The 21,193-nt window shown below is 47.4% G+C and carries 19 protein-coding genes and 1 pseudogene; 17 read left to right on the forward strand and 3 right to left on the reverse strand.

Annotated elements, in window-relative coordinates; translation table 11 throughout:
- Positions 1–87 precede the first annotated feature (87 nt).
- The 4 genes from hisC (at position 88) to O6P33_RS04315 (ending at position 3,080) form a co-directional block, all read left to right on the forward strand.
- On the forward strand, positions 88–1,143 hold the full coding sequence (gene hisC / locus O6P33_RS04300; protein WP_269819012.1) for a histidinol-phosphate transaminase: 1,056 nt from the start codon (positions 88–90) through the stop codon (positions 1,141–1,143).
- 48 nt (positions 1,144–1,191) lie between these two features.
- The gene (orn, locus tag O6P33_RS04305; RefSeq protein WP_269819013.1) at positions 1,192–1,734 is read left to right on the forward strand and encodes an oligoribonuclease; all 543 of its coding nucleotides are present in this window, start codon (positions 1,192–1,194) and stop codon (positions 1,732–1,734) included.
- A 243-nt stretch (positions 1,735–1,977) separates the two neighbouring features.
- Entirely contained in the window at positions 1,978–2,631 is a 654-nt protein-coding gene (erdR, locus tag O6P33_RS04310; RefSeq protein WP_269819459.1) for a response regulator transcription factor ErdR, read from the forward strand.
- An 83-nt stretch (positions 2,632–2,714) separates the two neighbouring features.
- Positions 2,715–3,080 carry a diacylglycerol kinase gene (locus tag O6P33_RS04315; protein ID WP_269819014.1) on the forward strand — a complete coding sequence of 122 codons (366 nt, stop codon included), beginning with the start codon at positions 2,715–2,717 and terminating at the stop codon, positions 3,078–3,080.
- 27 nt (positions 3,081–3,107) lie between these two features.
- On the opposite strand, the gene metR is transcribed toward O6P33_RS04315, so the two are convergent.
- Positions 3,108–4,031, reverse strand: a complete 924-nt coding sequence (metR, locus tag O6P33_RS04320) for a transcriptional regulator MetR (RefSeq protein ID WP_269819015.1) — start codon at positions 4,029–4,031, stop codon at positions 3,108–3,110.
- A 117-nt stretch (positions 4,032–4,148) separates the two neighbouring features.
- Here metR and metE point away from each other — a divergent pair, with 117 nt between their 5' ends.
- Positions 4,149–6,449, forward strand: coding sequence for a 5-methyltetrahydropteroyltriglutamate--homocysteine S-methyltransferase (gene metE, locus O6P33_RS04325; RefSeq protein ID WP_269819016.1), 2,301 nt, complete (start codon positions 4,149–4,151; stop codon positions 6,447–6,449).
- A gap of 158 nt (positions 6,450–6,607) precedes the next feature.
- On the opposite strand, the gene O6P33_RS04330 is transcribed toward metE, so the two are convergent.
- Positions 6,608–7,549, reverse strand: a complete 942-nt coding sequence (locus O6P33_RS04330) for a hypothetical protein (protein ID WP_269819017.1) — start codon at positions 7,547–7,549, stop codon at positions 6,608–6,610.
- Between the two features lie 108 nt (positions 7,550–7,657).
- Positions 7,658–8,073, reverse strand: a pseudogene (locus tag O6P33_RS04335) (phage integrase N-terminal SAM-like domain-containing protein); the annotation flags it as partial.
- Between the two features lie 351 nt (positions 8,074–8,424).
- On the opposite strand from O6P33_RS04335, the gene O6P33_RS04340 reads away from it, so the two are divergent.
- From O6P33_RS04340 to O6P33_RS04395, 12 genes are all read left to right on the forward strand, one after another.
- Positions 8,425–9,387 (forward strand): hypothetical protein, encoded by a 963-nt coding sequence (locus O6P33_RS04340; RefSeq protein ID WP_269819018.1) that lies wholly within the window; start codon positions 8,425–8,427, stop codon positions 9,385–9,387.
- A 246-nt stretch (positions 9,388–9,633) separates the two neighbouring features.
- A complete protein-coding gene (locus O6P33_RS04345) occupies positions 9,634–10,593 on the forward strand; it encodes a DUF6602 domain-containing protein (protein WP_269819019.1) in 960 nt (319 codons plus the stop codon).
- 94 nt (positions 10,594–10,687) lie between these two features.
- Entirely contained in the window at positions 10,688–11,536 is an 849-nt protein-coding gene (locus O6P33_RS04350) for a hypothetical protein (protein WP_269819020.1), read from the forward strand.
- Positions 11,533–12,012, forward strand: a complete 480-nt coding sequence (locus O6P33_RS04355) for a pilin (protein ID WP_269819021.1) — start codon at positions 11,533–11,535, stop codon at positions 12,010–12,012. The genes O6P33_RS04350 and O6P33_RS04355 overlap by 4 nt, the downstream gene beginning before the upstream one ends.
- A gap of 90 nt (positions 12,013–12,102) precedes the next feature.
- Positions 12,103–13,146, forward strand: a complete 1,044-nt coding sequence (locus O6P33_RS04360) for a hypothetical protein (RefSeq protein ID WP_269819022.1) — start codon at positions 12,103–12,105, stop codon at positions 13,144–13,146.
- 430 nt (positions 13,147–13,576) lie between these two features.
- Complete coding sequence (locus O6P33_RS04365; RefSeq protein WP_269819023.1) at positions 13,577–15,346, forward strand: GmrSD restriction endonuclease domain-containing protein; 1,770 nt, start codon at positions 13,577–13,579, stop codon at positions 15,344–15,346.
- 85 nt (positions 15,347–15,431) lie between these two features.
- Positions 15,432–15,926 carry a hypothetical protein gene (locus O6P33_RS04370; RefSeq protein WP_269819024.1) on the forward strand — a complete coding sequence of 165 codons (495 nt, stop codon included), beginning with the start codon at positions 15,432–15,434 and terminating at the stop codon, positions 15,924–15,926.
- A 498-nt stretch (positions 15,927–16,424) separates the two neighbouring features.
- Complete coding sequence (gene ltrA, locus O6P33_RS04375) at positions 16,425–17,750, forward strand: group II intron reverse transcriptase/maturase (RefSeq protein ID WP_269819025.1); 1,326 nt, start codon at positions 16,425–16,427, stop codon at positions 17,748–17,750.
- A 198-nt stretch (positions 17,751–17,948) separates the two neighbouring features.
- Positions 17,949–18,296, forward strand: a complete 348-nt coding sequence (locus O6P33_RS04380; protein WP_000679427.1) for a quaternary ammonium compound efflux SMR transporter QacE delta 1 — start codon at positions 17,949–17,951, stop codon at positions 18,294–18,296.
- On the forward strand, positions 18,290–19,129 hold the full coding sequence (gene sul1 / locus O6P33_RS04385; RefSeq protein WP_000259031.1) for a sulfonamide-resistant dihydropteroate synthase Sul1: 840 nt from the start codon (positions 18,290–18,292) through the stop codon (positions 19,127–19,129). The genes O6P33_RS04380 and sul1 overlap by 7 nt, the downstream gene beginning before the upstream one ends.
- A 174-nt stretch (positions 19,130–19,303) precedes the next feature.
- Positions 19,304–20,068, forward strand: coding sequence for an IS6-like element IS6100 family transposase (locus tag O6P33_RS04390; RefSeq protein ID WP_001389365.1), 765 nt, complete (start codon positions 19,304–19,306; stop codon positions 20,066–20,068).
- Positions 20,069–20,244: 176 nt separating this feature from the next.
- Positions 20,245–20,949: an IS6-like element IS26 family transposase gene (locus O6P33_RS04395; protein ID WP_001067855.1), complete on the forward strand. Its 705-nt coding sequence runs from the start codon at positions 20,245–20,247 to the stop codon at positions 20,947–20,949.
- Positions 20,950–21,193: the final 244 nt, after the last annotated feature.

The raw sequence follows: 21,193 nt of genomic DNA on the forward strand, positions 1-21,193 counted from the left end.
GGCGCAGTAGCCGCAAACTAGGCGGTGATCGAGCATTTAAACTGCCGCGCCAAGCGTGGCAGATGACTCAGTTAAGGAGCGCAATACGTGAGCAAGTTTTGGAGTCCTTTTGTTAAAGCTCTGGTGCCTTATGTACCTGGCGAACAACCGAAGATCGAGCGGTTAATCAAGCTCAATACCAACGAAAACCCTTATGGTCCATCGCCTAAAGCGATCGCGGCAATGCAAGCGCAAATCAATGATGACTTGCGTTTATACCCCGATCCTAATTGCGATCAGCTCAAGCATGCGGTCGCTGATTATTATTCAGTGGGCCCGCAGTATGTGTTTGTTGGCAATGGCTCAGATGAAGTGCTGGCCCATGCTTTTCATGGTTTATTTCAGCACGATAAGCCGTTGTTATTTCCCGATATCAGCTACAGCTTTTACCCTGTGTACTGCGGCTTATACGGCATTGAACAAAAACCTGTGGCGCTGGATGATGACTTTCAAATTTGTGTTGCCGACTATCAGCAACCCAATGGCGGCATTATTTTCCCCAACCCGAATGCGCCCACTGGCTGCTTATTAGAGTTGGATAAAATTGAACAGGTATTGCAAGCCAACCCAGACTCCGTGGTATTGGTGGACGAGGCCTACATTGATTTTGGCGGTGAGTCAGCCATTAGCTTGGTGAAAAAATACGATAACTTGTTGGTGACGCAAACCTTATCCAAGTCGCGCTCACTGGCTGGCTTGCGTGTGGGGATTGCCGTTGGCCACCCTGATTTGATTGAGGGTTTAGAGCGCATTAAAAACAGCTTTAACTCTTATCCGCTCGACCGTGCAGCAATTGCTGGAGCGGCGGCTGCTTTTGCTGATGCAGACTACTTCCACAGCACCCGCAATAAAGTGATTGCCAGTCGTGAGTGGGTGATAGAAGCCCTGATCGCCTTAGGTTTTGAAGTGCTGCCATCTGCTGCTAACTTTGTCTTTGCTCGTCACTCTGAGCGCGACGGTGCTGAGCTGGCTGCTGAACTACGCGAACAAGGGGTGCTGGTGCGCCACTTTAAACAGCCGCGCATTGATCAGTTCTTACGCATTAGCATCGGTACTGAAGAGCAGAACCAAGCGTTAATTGATGCGTTGCAACGCTGCATTTAAATACCGCGCTGACTTGAGTGAGCGCATTCAAATATTATGAGGTAAGCCATGTACAGTGCACAAAACTTAATCTGGATTGATTTGGAAATGACCGGACTCGATACAGATAATGATCTGATCATTGAAATGGCTACCATCATTACCGATAGCCAACTCAATATCCTTGCTGAAGGGCCAGTGCTGGCGATTCATCAGGCCGATGAGGTATTGGCTGGCATGGATGAGTGGAATACGCGCCAACATGGCGGCAGTGGTCTAACTCAACGGGTGCGTGAGAGCACTATCAGCGAAGCCGAAGCCGAGGCACAAACTCTGGCCTTTTTAGAAAAGTGGGTGCCAGCGGGTGCATCACCCATTTGTGGTAATAGCATTTGCCAAGATCGCCGTTTTTTATACCGCCATATGCCTAAGCTAGAAGCCTATTTCCACTACCGCAATTTGGATGTATCCACCGTTAAAGAACTCGCCGCGCGTTGGGCGCCCGAGGTGCGTAATGGCTTTAAAAAGGGTGAGGTGCATTTAGCTTTAGCCGATATTCAAGACTCAATTGCTGAGCTGAAGTATTACCGCGAGCACTTTATCCGCTACTGATGACACAGGGCAGGGTTTTCTGCGCGATATTTTGCAATTAATTCACGCTGTATAAGACCTTTGGCTAAGATTTATGTAGTATGAGCGCTGGATTGTAAGACAGAATATTGCGGCACATGAGTTGCAGAGTGCTTGCAGTAAAAGTGCAAGCTGGACTCTATGGTACTATATGTGACCGATTCGTCACGTAACGGTAAGTGACACCGCATTATTATAATAAATAAAGAAACAGGACCCTAAATGATGGCTGCCTATGAAATACTGATTGCAGATGACCACCCGCTCTTTCGCAGTGCTTTACGCCAAGCGCTGACGCTAAGCTTGGGAAGCACTGTACGCCTTGTTGAAGCTGAAAATATTGCTGAACTAGAAAGTTGCTTACAGGAAAAAGCAGATTGGGATTTAGTGCTACTTGATTTAAATATGCCAGGAGCACATGGTTTTTCTGGATTAGTGTTACTGCGGGGGCAGTATCCACAGGTACCAGTTGTCATGATTTCTGCGCAAGAAGAAGCAACTGTTATGGCCCGTGCGCGTGAATTTGGAGCCAGCGGTTTTATTCCTAAATCCAGTCCTCTAGAAGATATTCAAAAAGCTGTGCAGATTGTTTTGGATGGTGAAGTTTGGTGGCCAGCACAAACCGCTGCTACTGCTGCCGTGACCGCCGAAGAAAAGGCTGCCAGTGCTGGTTTAGCCAGCTTAACACCGCAACAGTTTCGCGTGCTGACCATGGTGTGTGATGGTTTGCTCAATAAGCAAATTGCCTATGACTTAAATGTCTCAGAAGCCACTGTCAAAGCCCACGTGACTGCTATTTTCCGCAAGCTGAATGTACGCACCCGCACTCAAGCAGCACTGCTCCTGCAGCAAATGGAATCCATTCCACAAAGCGAATAACATGCATTGTTTGGTAGTGTGATGTTGGCAAGGACGCCACGCTACTGAAATATCCGTTACATGACCTCATCACCAAGGTGTCTATGTCGCCATTTAAAGGCCAATCCGGTGTACGCCGTATCATCAATGCCACGGGCTATTCATTAGCCGGTTTGCGTGCCGCCTTTATTGGCGAAGCCGCTTTTCGTCAATTGCTCTTGCTCAGCGCCATTTTAATCCCCGTTAGTTTCTTCCTTGAAGTTTCCGCGGTAGAGCGCGCTTTAATGGTGGCGGTGTGTTTATTATCATTAATTATCGAGTTGTTTAACTCGGCCATTGAAGCGGCGATTGATCGTATTTCTTTAGAACGACATCCCTTGTCGAAAAACGCTAAAGATATGGGCAGTGCTGCACAAATGATCGGCATGAGCATGATTGCCGCTGTCTGGGCCATTATCCTGCTGGGCTAAGTTACGCTATCTCCATCGAACCCACGCTTAAGATTCTTTAACTGCACTGACACCGGCCAGCGTGGTAAAGGATGTGTCTTTGGCAGTGAGCAAAAAGTCGCGCATAAACGCGGCATCAAGCATATCGGTGCGTACCGCTGCATATAAAGTGGAAAACAAACCTTCCTCACCTAAACGGCGTGCGCTGACATAGCCTTTGGAGCTGTACTCATGCATGGCCCAATTCGGCAAACAGCACACACCGCGGCCACTGGCAACCAATTGCATCATCATGACCGTTAGCTCTGAGGTACGCACCTGTGCTGGCTCCACATCGGCTGGTTCTAAAAAGTGATTAAAAATATCTAAACGGTCATGCTCAACCGGATAGATAATCAGAGTTTCCTCGCGTAAGTCTTCAGGTTCTACATAGGCTTTTTGTGCGAGCGGATGCTGCTTGGCCACGGCTAATAAGGCTTCATAAGCAAACAAGGGAATATAGCTGATACCTGTTAACTCAATGGGGTCAGAGGTGACCACCAAATCCAGATCGCCACGGGCCAAGGCTGGCAGCGGTGCAAAGGCAAAGCCAGAGGCTAAATCCAATTCCACCTCGGGCCAAGCATCACGAAACTGGTCAATGGTGGGCATCAGCCACTGAAAACAGCTGTGACATTCAATCGCCATATGTAAGCGTCCAGCCGAGCCACCTTGCAGGCGGGCGATATCGCGAGCGGCACTGCGCATCAGCGGTAAGACCTCATCAGCCAGTCGGAGTAAACGCAAGCCAGCACTGGTAAAGCGCACTGGTTTAGTTTTGCGCACAAATAACGGCATCTCCAAGCGCTCTTCCATTTCCTTAAACTGATGGGACAGGGCGGACTGGGTAAGGTGCAGGCGTTCTGCGGCATCGACTAAGCTACCTGCATCACGCAGTGCGGCCAATGTTTTTAAATGACGAATATCCAGCATAAGAATTCCTTAAGAAACAACATGAGAAAAACTGTTGATGATCAGTAATATATTTAGTTTGTCTCATTAGGCGCCAAGAGTCGAGAATAGCTTCATTAACTTAATAGGAGAGTTCTCGTGGCCGTAGCACATAACTTAGGTTTCCCCCGCATTGGTGGTGACCGTGAACTGAAGAAAGCCGTTGAAGCCTACTGGAAAGGCGACATCACTGAAGACAACTTGCGCCAAGTGGGTCGTGAGTTGCGGGCCAAACACTGGCAGCTACAAAAAGACGCTGGCATTGATTTAGTACCTGTGGGTGATTTTGCTTGGTATGACCAAGTATTGACCCACTCATTAACCTTTGGTGTGGTGCCAGAGCGTTTTGCTACGGCCGGTGAGAAGCCCACGTTAGATACGTTGTTTGCTATGGCCCGTGGTGTGGTAGAAAGCAGCTGCTGTGGTGGTGCCCATGCGCAGGAAATGACCAAGTGGTTTGATACCAACTACCACTACCTGGTTCCTGAGCTGACTGCTGATTTAGAGTTCGCATTGAGCTGGGAGCAACTGTTTGAAGAGGTTGATGAAGCGCTGGCGCTAGGTCATAAGGTGAAACCTGTGGTCATCGGTCCTTTGACTTGGTTGTGGCTGGGTAAAGTTAAAGGTGAAGAGTTTAATAAGCTGGATTTACTCGAAAAACTGCTGCCTATTTATGGTCAGATATTCCAACGATTAGCCGCGCAAGGTGTGGAGTGGGTGCAGATTGATGAGCCGATTTTAAGTCTCGACCTGCCGCAAGACTGGAAAAATGCCTTTGAGCGCGCCTATAACTTGCTGCAAGCCGAGCCGGTTAAAAAGCTGATTGCGACCTATTTCTCAGGCCTTGAAGATAATCTAGGCTTGGCCGCTGGTTTGCCGGTAGATGGTTTACACCTCGACTTGGTCCGTGCGCCAGAGCAATACCCCACCATTCTCGACCGTCTGCCTGCGTACAAAATCTTATCGCTGGGTGTGGTCAATGGCCGCAACGTGTGGCGCTGTGATTTAGAAAAAGTGTTAGCCACCCTTAAACATGCCCATGAACGTTTAGGTGACCGATTATGGGTCGCGCCATCCTGCTCACTGTTGCACAGCCCCGTGGATTTAGCCCGTGAAGAGCAGCTCGATGAAGAGTTGCAAAGCTGGCTCGCCTTTGCCGTACAGAAAACCGAAGAAGTGGCCATTTTAGCGCAAGCGCTGAACAACCCAGACTGCGCCAAAGTGCAGGCCGCGCTGGCGCAGAGCCGTACAGTACAAGAAAGCCGTGCTAACTCGCCGCGCATTCACAAGCCGCAAGTGCAAGCGCGTCTGGCCGCAGTCACGGCAGCCGATAGTCAGCGCACCTCTGTGTTTGCCGAGCGAATTAAACTGCAGCGCGAGCGTTTGGATTTACCGCTGTTTCCAACCACTACCATTGGTTCGTTCCCGCAGACCAAAGAAATCCGTGCCGCACGTTTAGCCTATCGTCAAGGCAAGCTCAGCGAAGTGGATTACCAACAAGCCATGCAGGCAGAAATCCAGCACGCGGTTAAAGTGCAGGAAGAGTTAGGCTTAGATGTGCTTGTACACGGAGAAACTGAGCGTAACGACATGGTGGAATACTTTGCCGAGCAGCTGGACGGCTACCTGTTTACCCGTTTTGGTTGGGTGCAAAGCTATGGCACGCGCTGCGTAAAACCGGCGGTGATTTACGGCGACATTACCCGCCCGCAAGCCATGACTGTGGAGTGGATCGCCTACGCCCAGCAGCAGACAGACAAGGTGCTTAAAGGCATGCTGACCGGCCCGGTGACCATGCTGATGTGGTCGTTTCCGCGCGAAGATCTGTCCCGTGAACAGCAGGCACGGCAACTGGCGCTGGCGATTCGCGATGAAGTGGTGGATTTGGAAGCGGCGGGTATTAAAATTATTCAGATTGACGAAGCCGCCTTCCGTGAGGGATTACCGCTGCGCCGCGCTGAATGGCAAGCCTATCTGGATTGGGCCACTGAGTCTTTTCGCCTCACTGCCAGCGGTGTGTGTGATGAAACCCAGATTCACACTCACATGTGCTACAGCGAATTTAACGACGTGATTGATTCCATAGCTGCCATGGATGCCGACGTCATCACTATTGAAACTTCGCGCTCGCAAATGGAGCTGCTGGACGCTTTCGAGACTTTCCATTACCCCAATGACATTGGCCCGGGTGTGTATGACATTCACTCGCCACGGGTGCCAGACAGCGAAGAAATGGCCAACTTGCTACGCAAAGCAGCCAAACGTATTGCCGTTGAGCAACTCTGGGTCAACCCCGATTGCGGCCTGAAAACCCGCGGCTGGCCAGAAGCCAAAGCAGCGCTGGAGCACATGGTTGCGGCGGCAAAGCAGTTACGTAAGGAATATGCCAAGGCGGTATAAAGGACGGGCAGGGATGCCGACTATTTAACACTTGAAGCTTTTCAGGTAAATAAAAAGGCGCGGCCACATGGGAGCGCCTTTTTAGTTTTTGCATGTTGAGTTGTGGTTATTGTGTTATCTGTGAGGCTGTTTATTTGGCTGAATGAGTCAGTTAAAAGCTAAACACTGATATCGACAAAGCCGCCCATATTTGCGCTGTTACCAGCTTCAATATTTCCAGATGCAACGGGCTCAGAGTCAGAGGCGGTGAGCGCACTCTGCTGGAGAGACTGGTCCAAAGTCTCCAGTTCACTTTCAATACGGGCAAACAGCTTGCGCGATTCTTTGTCATCCACTTGGTGTTTGGCTTTCAGCAGGTTCAGCACTTCTTTGAGTGTTTTGCTGGCTTCAGTGAGGATGGCGCGCAGGGCTTTATCATCAGCATCTTCATTTTGACGCAAACCCGCTATACGCGGCTTATTCACCTTGGCATCGTGCTGTTCGTTATCTTTGGCGTTAAGGTCGCGCTCAATCTCTGCAGATAGACTTTCAGCTTGCCGTGCTTCTACTTGTGCTGTTTGTGCTGCTTGCTCTGCAGTGGTTTGCACCTCGACTGCCGTGTTTAAATCTGCAGTAACATCAATATCGGGCATGCTGCTGGCCATATAAGCATTGGCGTCTATCCCTACGGTTTCCTCGCTGGCGCTATCTGCCATCGCCTCACCTAAGGCGGCCGACATAGCAGGCATATTTCCCAAGCTGCCGCCGGAGTTCCCCATCTGCTTACCCAGCGCTGCCAGCTCCTTGGCGATTTGCTTGAGCTCCTGTGCCAGCGCTTTGTAATTGCCGGGCGGCAATTTTGCCATGATGGACTTTAAAGTATCCAAGCGCTGTTTCAGTAAAGCCGCACGTTGACTGGCCATTTTTTTAGGCGAGGCGTTTTTCTTCATCTCTTGCAGCTTAGTCACAGCCGTTTGCATATCGTGCATCTGCTTCTTGCGCCGCTCGAACAGCACCTTACCTGCGTGACTTTCGTCCCGCTCACCCATAATCGCCTGCTGAGTCTGGCCAGTGGGTATATCTCTAGAGCTAAAAGAAGGCAGGTTTGGTTTAATCTGCATAGCGTGACGTACTCCAATCAAAGTGGCTCGCTCATTGCGTTGGCTGAGCCTTAACCATCTACCCCTTTGTATCGGTTCCTGGAGTGAAAGCTTGAATGTTGGGGCTTAGCATTCATTAATGCGTAACCCCGCGCCATACAGCAGCGCAAAAATAACTTGGTTGCGAGTATTCATGACCTGCAAAATGCGTTGCACTTCATTGGCAGAGATAACAGAAGGTAGCCGTCTAGGCTTGCTTGCAGGGATATAATCAATATCGCCCAATGGCTGTTGTAAAAACCTGTTGTACAAAAAAGCTAGGGCATTTAATGCGATTTTCTGCGTGTTTATGGCTACATGTCTGTCGTTTGCTAAGCTGGATAAAAACTGCCTGACCTCTTCACTGCCCATAGTCTGAGGATGACGTTTTTTGTGAAATAGAATAAAACGCTTAATCCAGTGCAGGTAAGTTTTTCAGTTTTAAGCGCGTAACCTTTCTGCCGCATATCCATGCGTATGGAATTTAAAAATGGACTTTTAGACATCAGACGCTCCTTGTCTTTTACTGTTTTTTATACAGTCTATTTTAGCTCGGTTATCAAAAAGTGCACGTTTTTACATATGGGAATGCTCGTTTTTATGGTGCTGAAATGATAAAGGTATGTAAATTATAGGGTTATGTATCAGGCTGGCAGAATAGCGCGCATACCGCTAGCGAGATAGCATGCATGCTCGAATTGATCCCAAGGGATGCCTTGCTTATCTTGGTGAAGGCATTACTATTCAGAGACATATATTAATTTAAGCTTTGTTGGCTCGGGCTGAAAAATGAGCAGGCATGCTAATAAGCTGTTATGTTTTTACGTTGAAGAGGCTGGACACCAAGGGGGCGAGCGATGAATAAAGAGATAATCCCAATCAGTCTTTCACAAGAGGTCACGCTTTCAGACGGCGAGAAGAAAGAGTTTTCTAGTAGAAGGGAAGCATTGATATCGGAGCTTCGCTGCATAACGGGTCTTCCAGAGGTCGTTTCTAGCCTTAATCAAGACACGGTTTACAAGCTTGTTTTGACCCCTGAAGGAGCGAAGCTGTATAAAGATGCCCAAGGAAACCTGAAAGGCGTGTTTTATAAAGACGGAAAAATTGTTGAACATGCAAAGTTTCAAGAGGTTGGGCCTTCTATGCTTAAAGCAGCAAAGGCGGTTGGTGCTCAGGTTCTTTTAGTGAGCATAGCCATGCAGCTAAACCGTATTGAAGAGCAGGTTTGTAAGATCTTCAAAGAATTCCATGGCGACCGCCTTGCTGTAATTGAATCAGGAAAGTCTCTATTTCGTCAGGCATGTGGAATGCAGGATTCTGAAAAAAGAGAACAGTTAGCATTGCATGCAATAACAGAGTTGACGCGTGGATTCGAAAAAACAGTAAGTGCGTTAGCTAGGCAAATCACCGAGCTTCCGGAGCAAAAGCTATCGTTTTTTGATAACTGGATAGGTGACAAGTCCAAAGAAGCTGAGGAAAGCCATAAAATGGCCATAGAGTCGTTTTCCGCTTGTCTGAGCGCTTTGCAGACTCTGGCTAGATGTCACTTATTTCTCGAAGAGCTAGATGTTGCTTTGAGCCTGGTTGATGATGGGCTAACCAAAATCGAAAAAGCAGGTGTAGATGTGGCATATATTCGTTCTAGGCTGGCACCTAAAATAAATGGGATCTTCCCAGAAGATGGCTGGAAGCAGTTTGCTGAGTACAGGAAAACATTTGACTCCAGCTCTTTTGCTAGCCTGACCCATCCTGAAGAAGATGTAGTTGAGATAGAAATTAAACCATCAGAGTTTATGGAGATAAACTATGCAAAAGTGTAAAGGCTGCGAAAGAGAGCTTCAGAAAGACGAGGTCGAATTTTGTCCAGCCTGTGCTTCTAGCAAGTCCCACAAAATCAAGAAAATCATTGAAATCGCAACTCCCATAGTGATTGCAGTTGGTGGGATCGCCTTCAAGTTACTCCGGAAGAAATGATTTTTAACTGGCATGTATCAATAAAACATAACAAGGCATTGCAGCGGACAAGCCGCTGAATGCGGCGTTAGCCCCTTTTCGGAAATTTGAACATGGCCGTAAAAAACCAGTATCAGGACTTGCTAAGATCTAAGATTGTATCTGCCATATCTCAAGCAAAAGCGGCGGCAGGCTTCTCACATCAAGGAGTAAAGGGCACAGTTCTTGAGTTGCTAATTAGCCAGCTATTTCAACCATTATTGCCAGCTGACGTCGGAGTGGGTACTGGGCAGATAATAGATAGCTATAGTGGGAAGCTTTCGGGGCAAGTAGACATTATTCTTTATAATAGGGCTATCTTGCCTCCAATACTGATGGACGAAAAAGTTGGTGTTTTCCCAATAGAGTCCGTTCTTTATACAATTGAAGTTAAGACGACGTTAAATGCTACCGAGCTAAAAATGGCGCACGAGAGTGCAAAAAATATAGCTCATAACTTTGGTTATCGTCCTGGTTTGAAAGGTGAAGATGGAAAGGAAAAGCATCACTCAATCGAGAAAGTAAGATCGGTTATATTCGCTCTTAATTCGGATCTTAGTGGCAATAAACTAAATGAGGCCGAGCGATATCGAAAATTATACGGCGACGATACAGCACACATAAGAGCTATTTGTGTTGCTGGAAAAGAATATTGGTACGATAACGGGAATTACTGGATAGGATTTAAGGATGGTCAGGATTACGATGAGATTCTTGCTTTTATTGGTGGTGTGACTAACACCTATAGAGAAGTTTCGATTAGTCGGGGTCAGCCTTGCTTAGGTCACTATGTCATTCCTGAGGCAAAAGGATTTGTTGCGACAAAATCTAGGGATGTAGCTTCGGTAACGCTGACCTGTGAAGATTGTGGCATTGAGGGTGAAATGGTCCCAAATATCGGCCAAATGAATATCACTATTAATGGGGCTATTTCATCAAAAGAAAGCTGTCCTAATTGCGGAGGCAAAATGTCTTCGGAGAGTGGTGTCTATGTTTTTAAAAGTGGGCAGCTTATTGAGAGCAACTTGGGCTAACAAAGTGCTGCTAGGGACAAACCTACGCTGCGCTTCGGTTTGCCCCAGAGCACGGCGTTAGCATTCAGAGATAAATCGAGGAAGAATCTAAAAAATGACATGGGAACGATTTGGATATATATGCCGAAGGGCAAGCGTAGATCGCAAAGCAGCCGAATCTATTTCTGAATGTTTGTCGAGAATAGAGAATGACAAGGCATGTGAGCTATATGGTAATAGAATTCCATCAAATAGCTTTCCACGTAAAATTCTAAATGAAATTAGTCGCATTGATAGTGGTGATGAAGCACAGAAGGCTTTGGGGGTCTATAAAGAATTAAATCTCAGCCAGCATTTTGAAGAGCCTATGAGATTCAAAAGGGTTGTAGCTTACCTTGGCTATGTAACGTTTATATTCTATGTTGTGGTGGGTATATATCAATTGAAGGTAGCCCCTTCATTTCTAGAAGCATTTGAAAACTTTGACATTCAGATCCCAAGCCATCTTACTTTTTACCAAGATTACTGGGGATATTTTGTTCTTATAGTCTCGATTATTTTGATCTCTGCTCTGATTATCGGATCTCAACTAAAGAAATTATTCAATTTCGGCCTTGGGCAAAAAAACAGCTGGGTTGTAAGATTTCTTGTATTCCCAACTATTCGGAGATCATATATTAAAGTTATCAATATTCTCCAGTTCCCAGTTTTAGCTGACAGCGCATCAGTCGATAGCGAAGCTAGTCTAACAATAAATCACCTAAAAAATATCAAAGAATCGAAGCTGGATATTTCACGTGAAATGCAAGAACTCATTGAAATAGAGATGCGTGTATTGTTAGAAAGCTGTGAAAAACAGATGAAATATATTTCGATTGCGGTTGCCCTAATAGTTGTGGCTGCAGTTTTTCTTTTCCTTGCTAGTGCGTACTCGCCAATATTCATTCTTGGAGAAACAGTATGAATGATACAAAGGGTTTCACCTTAATCGAACTAATGGTGGTGGTTGCAATTATTGGCATACTCGCTTCTGTGGCGTTGCCAGCTTATCAAGTCTATGTACAACGAAGTGAAGTTGTAGAAGCTATGAGCATGGCCAGCACAATCAGAGAGAATGTCACAAACTTCTATGTCGAACAGCTCGATTTTCCTTCAGATAACGGGGAGGCAGGTGTTCCACAACCAAATTATTTGATTGGCAACCGTATTACCGGCGTTGTCGTTGAATCTGGTGCGATTCATGTCACGATGGGAAATAAGGCATCAAAGCCACTCAAAGGCAAGGTCTTGTCATTTAGGCCTGCTGTTGTTACCGGCAGCCCCAAAAGCCCTATTGCATGGTTGTGTGGATATGATGAGCCTGTAACAGGTATGCAAGCTGTAGGTGATAACAAGACTGACTTAGACAAAGAGTATTTGCCTGCAGCATGTCGCGGGTAAATGCTAACAAGCGCATGTTGCCGGACTGGTTTTCCGCTGCGCTCCAAACCAGCCGCAAATGCGGGCGTTAAACGGTAAGTACGGCCAGCCATGATTTATGAAAAAACGTTGAAAAGAATTTGTCGCTTACCAAAAGTAACAGAAGACCTGATTCACTCGATGTTTCTCAAGCATGAAAAATGTACGGTTCAAGTCGTGCCTAAGAACTTGGGGAAGCCTGGATTTGAGATAACTACCAATGAGGGTATCTGCTTTGTAACTGAGAGAACCATAGAGTATTACAACAAAAAATGGGGTCGAGTCACTGGGCTCCAACAAAGAATGCTTGGCCTAGCTATACCTGTTCCTCTTTATATAGGTGAAGGGACAATTTCCAAAGAAATTCATGAGATAAACCAGTCGAACACTCCGCTAAACGCCTCAGATCAATGGCTACACAGAAACTTCTCTATAGAGGTGGCATTAACTTATTTTCAGCGTTACTTTACCGTAAGTAATAGCTTCAAAGAATATAAAACAATAATTTTTGAAGCTATCGAAGCGTACTACATGGGAATGGATCATGTGGCCATCATGTCACTTATTCCAGTATTTGAAGCCGGATTAAGAAATATTCAAAATTCGGTATTGGGAATGAGTGCTCAAAATGTCAGCTCTAAAGAATTTGAAAGGGGTTTAACGGAGTTATGCCTTAATTGGGGGAGGCGAAGAACTCAAGAATATATTTGGTATCCTGGTAAATCATATAATACTGCTGTGGAAATTGATTTTTTAACTCACATATGCCCTCAATCTGATGTGATAAATGCATTTAGGCTGTTCTTTTCAAGCGTCTTATATAAAAACAGCAAGGATGGAATTGTTGGGTTAAATAGGCATGTCATAGTGCATATGCTCAAAAATGACTTTAATAATCCTGCAAACTTTTCACGTATCTTCTTGGCAATGACGCACATAACCTTTATTGAAAGTCTAAGCAATCAGAATGTGCCATTCTTTTGGCCTGGGTACAATGACGATGTTCAAGTAAAAGCATTAAGTGTATATATCAGGCAATTATCAGAAGGCGTCGGTGAGCCTCGAAGAAAACTATTAAATCAAGCTGGCATTAGTTACTATGGCCAAATCGTTTAACAAGGCCAAGCACAGAGACAGCTTTTCCGTTGCGGCTTCGCCTACACTACAAAGCTGCGCGTGTTGGCGGCGTTAAATGCAGGGAGAGCTATGAAGCACGAACTATGGATCGAAGGAGAGCAGTCCCAGACGTTTTGTCTCGCAGGGCCCCATGGTGATAGTGCTCGAAGCTTGCTAGAGCCTGGCGCTGAGCTTGTTTGGACATGCGAAGCTTCGTCGTACTTTGAGGCAATGACAAAATACTACGAATATATGGGCTGGGGGGAGTACAAAACCGACTACCCAGAACACGATAAGCTAACGTACAAACAGCTTGGGTGGGAGTAGTGGTCACATTTAACAATCGCAAGCAGCGGACAACTTTCCGCTAGCGCTACAAGTTGCTCGCTGTTGCGGGCGTTAGCTCTCAAAAAACACATACGGAGTACGAATGAACTTCACAGATAGGATTCGCCCCACAGACAAAGGCATCACAACTTATTTGGATGAGTTGGAAAACCTTGATTACCAAATCCCAACATTTCAGAGGGATGTCGTGTGGGAAAAGGAAAATGTAAAGAAATTATGGGATAGCATTTACAAGTTTTACCCACTCGGAAGTATCTTGGTGTGGAAAACCGATATAAAACTTCAAAACCATAGAAAGATTGGTGGCCATATCATATCAGAAGGGACATTCAACCGAAGTGAATACCAATATATTTTAGATGGACAGCAGCGTACAACTTCGCTGCTGACATCTTTGTATGGGGGGGCAATTGAAGGAAAAGATGGATTTGATCCATCAATATACATTGATCTGTCGATTGAAGGTGAAACGGAAACAGACGATGAAAGTTACAAAAAGAGATTTTTATACTGGGAGGAGATAGATGATAAAAACGGGGTTTTCTTAAGAAACACTGGAAGGCAAAAGAAATTCAACGCTGGCATCATCGTAAAACTCATCGACATTAAAAACAATTTTGGATCCGTAGAACGTTCTTTGGTGGAAAGTGAGTTTGGCGATTACAAAGACTACGACCACCCAATACGTGAACAACTAAGAAGGCTCAAGCAAGTTCTTGATAACTACAGGCTTTCATTTATCGAGTTAAAAGGGATTCAAGTAGCGGAAGTTTGCCAGATTTTTGAGCGAATAAACCAGGCAGGTAAGCCACTTGATATATTTGATATTGTTGTAGCAAAAACATTTAGGCCCAAATCTGAAAACAAAGCCGGATTCTACTTGAGGGAATACATTGATAATTTCCGCAAGTTGAATAATAGCAATTTTATGCAGATCAGCGATTTTGATTATTTGCAAATCATTGCTATTTTGATCCGTGAAAACATTGAAAAATCGGGAATATGGAATATCACGCCACGTTACCTCAATGATATAAAAAATGAGCAAATTGAGGAAATTTGGGAGCCAGCAAAGAAAGCAATAAATAAAACTTTTGATTTCTTTGAAAACACATTAAACATTAAGGGCCCTCAGCTTATCCCGTACAGATATTTCTATCTAACAATTGCCTCCTATTTTTTCAAGAACTCAAGCCCGGATTATGGGTTACTTAAAAAATACTTCTGGTTTCATAGCTTTCACAATGATGACCTTCTGAGCAATACCAGCGACGTCAATTTACATATTGAGTTTCTTAATGCACAAAAGCAAAGTGGTAAAAGTGAGTTTCCAAGGTTTTTGATTGACAGAGATACCTTAAGAAATTCGTCGTATAGTTCAAAAGGTAGATTGTCCAGAGCAATACTTTCTTTGTATGTCAGCAAACAACCAAAAGACTGGAAGTACACCGACAGAAATGTGATTGTTGATAATTTCTTCTTTTCTACTGACAAGCCAAATTTGCACCATATATTTCCAACAAACTATATTTCACAGAATCCCGGTTCAAATGAGCTGAATCATAACAGTCTAATGAATATCGCGTATCTCACACAAATAACTAACTTAGAAATTAGTGATAAGAATCCGCTCAATTACATTCAAGAATATGATTCAAACTCTGAGTTCGAGAACGTTATCAATAATCACTTTTTGCCAAGTGAGCTTTTGGAATGGTCAAGGCAGGAGAATATGCCACCTGATGCGCTGGATCAATTTATAGAAAAACGTGTCGATTTGATTATAGAAGAGTTAAAGAGGGTCTTAGCCGGGGTCAATATTGAAATTATCGACACAAAGCAAAAGAGCTAACAAACACATGCACTCGGACAGCAAAAAGCGGCGCTCGTTCCTCGCTATGCTTTTTGCTGCCGGTGATGTGAAGCGTTAGGCAGATATGGATACATCTGACTTCATTTCAGTACTTGCACTGGCTGTATCGTTGCTATCCGCATGGATCAGCTATCGCGCTTATCGTTATTCCGTACGTGTGAAAGAGGCTGAATCCAGCCTGGCCTTTTCGCGCGATAAAGCTGAGTTTCTCGTTAGAATTGACAAGGCTAGAAAATATTTCGATCGACTGGAGAATCGCCTCAAGGAACTGCTAGATCGGATAATCTATGGGGCAGAAGATATTAAAAGAGCTTTGGTGGCAGAAGAACAGCAGCTAAAGTCAGATTTAGCTTATTTGGAGGGCTGTCAGCGACAAGTTTGGTCGCTGACAGATGAGGTATATGAAATGGAACAATCTGCACTAGCTCATCATAAGCCGCGCTTTCTCAGGCTTATAGAGGATGACGAGCTGTTCGTGAGTGAAGCTAATGGGCGGTGCGATAGGGCAGAAGAGTTAATAAATAAGGCAGAGAAAAATTTCACGATGTTCTTTCTATAACTGCCTAACAAGGCATTCAAGAACGTTCGCTTTGCTCACTAGGACTGGCGTACCGCCAGCCCCTTAATTTGGCGTGTGTGCCGGGCATGGCACTTAACTAGCGAGGTGCAAGTCCTCGTGCCAGGTATTCGCAGAGCCGAAGGTTAGCGAAAGGACAAGGGCGTTGTCGCGAGGCAGGGTCTGAAGGAAGTCCAACGCGAAATCGCGGGGCGATGAACAAGAACTCAATATGAGGTGTGACATATTCGGGGCCAGCGGGCACGTGACTGCTAAGCCCTCCATCTGCATCTGGAATATGTTTTATAAATTGAGCGTCTACGCGAGGAAAGTTAAGTGTCTTACCCCGGGAGGTCTGCAGTGTGTTGAAGGATCAACTGACAATGGAGCAATCGATTGTGACCGCATTGCAGAAATCAGCAGAAGGCATAGTAGGCTGCACTCTTGCAGCTGAAGGCCTGAACAAATCACGGAAAGTACTCGCTGGGGAAGTGTTTCTGAATGGCACCTGTTAAGCAGTTATCACTGCCTCTGGAAAGTGCAGAGGGTGAATCAGAAATGGGAAACCCAGTTGAACCAAAATCCACCTTTTGTTCATCATTGATTGGCCGTGTAGTAGATAGGAATAATCTACTGCGCGCGTTGAAACAAGTTCGCCGCAATAAAGGTGCTCCGGGCATCGACGGCATGAATGTTGATGACCTCCTTGATCATCTTAAGCAACACTGGCCGCAGATTCGGCAACAACTCATCGACGGGCACTACAAGCCCAAGCCGGTTAGACGTGTTGAAATTCCAAAGCCAGATGGTCGCAAGCGCAAGCTGGGCATCCCGACTGTATTGGATCGATTTATACAGCAGGCCATTGCTCAGGTGTTGCAAGAAGAGTGGGATGCTGATTTCCATGATCAGAGTTATGGTTTTCGACCCAATAGAAATGCACACCAAGCCATGCGCTACGCACAAAACACAGTACGGCAGGGCTATAGCTGGACTGTTGATTGTGACTTGGAAGCTTTCTTTGATGGTGTAAACCATGACTTGCTTATGGAACAGCTCAAAGCAAAACACCAAGACCGACAATTGCTTAGGCTGATCAACCGCTATCTAAAAGCGGGAATCCAGATAAATGGCGTAACACAAACCAGTACCGAAGGCGTGCCACAGGGTGGGCCGTTGTCACCGGTACTCTCGAACATTGTGTTGAACCAGTTGGACTGGGAGCTAGAACGTCGGGAGCACCGTTTCGCTCGCTATGCTGATGATTTTGTTGTGTTTGTTAAAAGTCGAGAAGCGGGTGAGCGCGTGATGAAAAGTCTGCAGCGCTATATTGGCGACTCGCTACGGCTCAAAGTGAATACCCAAAAGAGTGCAGTAGATCGGCCATGGAAACGAACCTTTCTTGGCTTTACGTTCAGTCAACGAGACCAGAGAATCAAGGTGGCAGATAAATCGCTACTGAAGCTCAAAGCTACGGTTAAATTGCTGAGCCGTCGAACAAGAGGCCATTCACTCAAACACATTATCGCAGAGCTAAGAAAGTCCCTGCTTGGTTGGAAAGCGTACTTCGACATAGCTGAAGTGCTGAGCCCTCTGCGTGATGTGGATAAATGGATTCGACGACGATTGCGTAGTTATATTTGGAAGCAATGGGGGCGCAAAGGCTATCGGATGCTTAGGCGCTTGGGTGTTGATCGATGGCTGGCATGGAATACTGCTAAGTCGGCTCATGGCCCGTGGCGATTAAGCGCAAGTCCTGCCCTTTACCGAGCGCTACCAAACAGATACTTTAAGAACTTGGGGCTGCCAGAACTGACGGCAAGATGAAATTTAAAGAGATTTGAACCGCCGTGGTACGTGACCCGTATGTCCGGTGGTGTGGGAGGAGAGACGTCGTGAGGCGTCTCCCTATCCCGATTAGATGCACTAAGCACATAATTGCTCACAGCCAAACTATCAGGTCAAGTCTGCTTTTATTATTTTTAAGCGTGCATAATAAGCCCTACACAAATTGGGAGATATATCATGAAAGGCTGGCTTTTTCTTGTTATCGCAATAGTTGGCGAAGTAATCGCAACATCCGCATTAAAATCTAGCGAGGGCTTTACTAAGCTTGCCCCTTCCGCCGTTGTCATAATCGGTTATGGCATCGCATTTTATTTTCTTTCTCTGGTTCTGAAATCCATCCCTGTCGGTGTTGCTTATGCAGTCTGGTCGGGACTCGGCGTCGTCATAATTACAGCCATTGCCTGGTTGCTTCATGGGCAAAAGCTTGATGCGTGGGGCTTTGTAGGTATGGGGCTCATAATTGCTGCCTTTTTGCTCGCCCGATCCCCATCGTGGAAGTCGCTGCGGAGGCCGACGCCATGGTGACGGTGTTCGGCATTCTGAATCTCACCGAGGACTCCTTCTTCGATGAGAGCCGGCGGCTAGACCCCGCCGGCGCTGTCACCGCGGCGATCGAAATGCTGCGAGTCGGATCAGACGTCGTGGATGTCGGACCGGCCGCCAGCCATCCGGACGCGAGGCCTGTATCGCCGGCCGATGAGATCAGACGTATTGCGCCGCTCTTAGACGCCCTGTCCGATCAGATGCACCGTGTTTCAATCGACAGCTTCCAACCGGAAACCCAGCGCTATGCGCTCAAGCGCGGCGTGGGCTACCTGAACGATATCCAAGGATTTCCTGACCCTGCGCTCTATCCCGATATTGCTGAGGCGGACTGCAGGCTGGTGGTTATGCACTCAGCGCAGCGGGATGGCATCGCCACCCGCACCGGTCACCTTCGACCCGAAGACGCGCTCGACGAGATTGTGCGGTTCTTCGAGGCGCGGGTTTCCGCCTTGCGACGGAGCGGGGTCGCTGCCGACCGGCTCATCCTCGATCCGGGGATGGGATTTTTCTTGAGCCCCGCACCGGAAACATCGCTGCACGTGCTGTCGAACCTTCAAAAGCTGAAGTCGGCGTTGGGGCTTCCGCTATTGGTCTCGGTGTCGCGGAAATCCTTCTTGGGCGCCACCGTTGGCCTTCCTGTAAAGGATCTGGGTCCAGCGAGCCTTGCGGCGGAACTTCACGCGATCGGCAATGGCGCTGACTACGTCCGCACCCACGCGCCTGGAGATCTGCGAAGCGCAATCACCTTCTCGGAAACCCTCGCGAAATTTCGCAGTCGCGACGCCAGAGACCGAGGGTTAGATCATGCCTAGCATTCACCTTCCGGCCGCCCGCTAGCGGACCCTGGTCAGGTTCCGCGAAGGTGGGCGCAGACATGCTGGGCTCGTCAGGATCAAACTGCACTATGAGGCGGCGGTTCATACCGGGCTCTGTTGCAAAAATCGTGAAGCTTGAGCATGCTTGGCGGAGATTGGACGGACGGAACGATGACGGATTTCAAGTGGCGCCATTTCCAGGGTGATGTGATCCTGTGGGCGGTGCGCTGGTATTGTCGCTATCCGATCAGCTATCGCGACCTTGAGGAAATGCTGGCGGAACGCGGCATTTCGGTCGACCATACGACGATCTATCGCTGGGTCCAGTGCTACGCCCCGGAGATGGAGAAGCGGCTGCGCTGGTTCTGGCGGCGTGGCTTTGATCCGAGCTGGCGCCTGGATGAAACCTACGTCAAGGTGCGGGGCAAGTGGACCTACCTGTACCGGGCAGTCGACAAGCGGGGCGACACGATCGATTTCTACCTGTCGCCGACCCGCAGCGCCAAGGCAGCGAAGCGGTTCCTGGGCAAGGCCCTGCGAGGCCTGAAGCACTGGGAAAAGCCTGCCACGCTCAATACCGACAAAGCGCCGAGCTATGGTGCAGCGATCACCGAATTGAAGCGCGAAGGAAAGCTGGACCGGGAGACGGCCCACCGGCAGGTGAAGTATCTCAATAACGTGATCGAGGCCGATCACGGAAAGCTCAAGATACTGATCAAGCCGGTGCGCGGTTTCAAATCGATCCCCACGGCCTATGCCACGATCAAGGGATTCGAAGTCATGCGAGCCCTGCGCAAAGGACAGGCTCGCCCCTGGTGCCTGCAGCCCGGCATCAGGGGCGAGGTGCGCCTTGTGGAGAGAGCTTTTGGCATTGGGCCCTCGGCGCTGACGGAGGCCATGGGCATGCTCAACCACCATTTCGCAGCAGCCGCCTGATCGGCGCAGAGCGACAGCCTACCTCTGACTGCCGCCAATCTTTGCAACAGAGCCTCCGTCGCCATGCTCACCTCGCTTTGGTGCACACGAGTATTGAGCATAGTCGAGATTGGGGCACTGTTGCAAATAGTCGGTGGTGATAAACTTATCATCCCCTTTTGCTGATGGAGCTGCACATGAACCCATTCAAAGGCCGGCATTTTCAGCGTGACATCATTCTGTGGGCCGTACGCTGGTACTGCAAATACGGCATCAGTTACCGTGAGCTGCAGGAGATGCTGGCTGAACGCGGAGTGAATGTCGATCACTCCACGATTTACCGCTGGGTTCAGCGTTATGCGCCTGAAATGGAAAAACGGCTGCGCTGGTACTGGCGTAACCCTTCCGATCTTTGCCCGTGGCACATGGATGAAACCTACGTGAAGGTCAATGGCCGCTGGGCGTATCTGTACCGGGCCGTCGACAGCCGGGGCCGCACTGTCGATTTTTATCTCTCCTCCCGTCGTAACAGCAAAGCTGCATACCGGTTTCTGGGTAAAATCCTCAACAACGTGAAGAAGTGGCAGATCCCGCGATTCATCAACACGGATAAAGCGCCCGCCTATGGTCGCGCGCTTGCTCTGCTCAAACGCGAAGGCCGGTGCCCGTCTGACGTTGAACACCGACAGATTAAGTACCGGAACAACGTGATTGAATGCGATCATGGCAAACTGAAACGGATAATCGGCGCCACGCTGGGATTTAAATCCATGAAGACGGCTTACGCCACCATCAAAGGTATTGAGGTGATGCGTGCACTACGCAAAGGCCAGGCCTCAGCATTTTATTATGGTGATCCCCTGGGCGAAATGCGCCTGGTAAGCAGAGTTTTTGAAATGTAAGGCCTTTGAATAAGACAAAAGGCTGCCTCATCGCTAACTTTGCAACAGTGCCTAAAATAAGCCTTATATCCAAGCATAAAACAAGGTTGTCTAGACTTCTTTTAACAGTAAAGTTATCATAAAACTGAATTTTATTTTTTAGGTAAGTTTATGCATTCTATCCGCATTCGTTAAGACACAACTATTTGCATAGTGACACTATTTTATAATGGTGGGCTTTTGTTGTGTCTTTAAGAATATATGC

The sequence above is a fragment of the Denitrificimonas caeni genome (assembly GCF_027498055.1).
Taxonomy (GTDB): domain Bacteria; phylum Pseudomonadota; class Gammaproteobacteria; order Pseudomonadales; family Pseudomonadaceae; genus Denitrificimonas.

Excerpts from the sequence above, each read along its gene's own strand:
- orn (WP_269819013.1), top strand. The coding sequence starts at position 1,192 with ATGTACAGTGCACAAAACTTAATCTGGATTGATTTGGAAATGACCGGA.
- erdR (WP_269819459.1), top strand. The coding sequence starts at position 1,978 with ATGGCTGCCTATGAAATACTGATTGCAGATGACCACCCGCTCTTTCGC.
- O6P33_RS04315 (WP_269819014.1), top strand. The coding sequence starts at position 2,715 with ATGTCGCCATTTAAAGGCCAATCCGGTGTACGCCGTATCATCAATGCC.
- metR (WP_269819015.1), bottom strand. The coding sequence starts at position 4,031 with ATGCTGGATATTCGTCATTTAAAAACATTGGCCGCACTGCGTGATGCA.
- O6P33_RS04330 (WP_269819017.1), bottom strand. The coding sequence starts at position 7,549 with ATGCAGATTAAACCAAACCTGCCTTCTTTTAGCTCTAGAGATATACCC.
- O6P33_RS04340 (WP_269819018.1), top strand. The coding sequence starts at position 8,425 with ATGAATAAAGAGATAATCCCAATCAGTCTTTCACAAGAGGTCACGCTT.
- O6P33_RS04345 (WP_269819019.1), top strand. The coding sequence starts at position 9,634 with ATGGCCGTAAAAAACCAGTATCAGGACTTGCTAAGATCTAAGATTGTA.
- O6P33_RS04350 (WP_269819020.1), top strand. The coding sequence starts at position 10,688 with ATGACATGGGAACGATTTGGATATATATGCCGAAGGGCAAGCGTAGAT.
- O6P33_RS04355 (WP_269819021.1), top strand. The coding sequence starts at position 11,533 with ATGAATGATACAAAGGGTTTCACCTTAATCGAACTAATGGTGGTGGTT.
- O6P33_RS04360 (WP_269819022.1), top strand. The coding sequence starts at position 12,103 with ATGATTTATGAAAAAACGTTGAAAAGAATTTGTCGCTTACCAAAAGTA.
- O6P33_RS04365 (WP_269819023.1), top strand. The coding sequence starts at position 13,577 with ATGAACTTCACAGATAGGATTCGCCCCACAGACAAAGGCATCACAACT.
- O6P33_RS04370 (WP_269819024.1), top strand. The coding sequence starts at position 15,432 with ATGGATACATCTGACTTCATTTCAGTACTTGCACTGGCTGTATCGTTG.
- ltrA (WP_269819025.1), top strand. The coding sequence starts at position 16,425 with ATGGCACCTGTTAAGCAGTTATCACTGCCTCTGGAAAGTGCAGAGGGT.
- O6P33_RS04380 (WP_000679427.1), top strand. The coding sequence starts at position 17,949 with ATGAAAGGCTGGCTTTTTCTTGTTATCGCAATAGTTGGCGAAGTAATC.
- sul1 (WP_000259031.1), top strand. The coding sequence starts at position 18,290 with ATGGTGACGGTGTTCGGCATTCTGAATCTCACCGAGGACTCCTTCTTC.
- O6P33_RS04390 (WP_001389365.1), top strand. The coding sequence starts at position 19,304 with ATGACGGATTTCAAGTGGCGCCATTTCCAGGGTGATGTGATCCTGTGG.
- O6P33_RS04395 (WP_001067855.1), top strand. The coding sequence starts at position 20,245 with ATGAACCCATTCAAAGGCCGGCATTTTCAGCGTGACATCATTCTGTGG.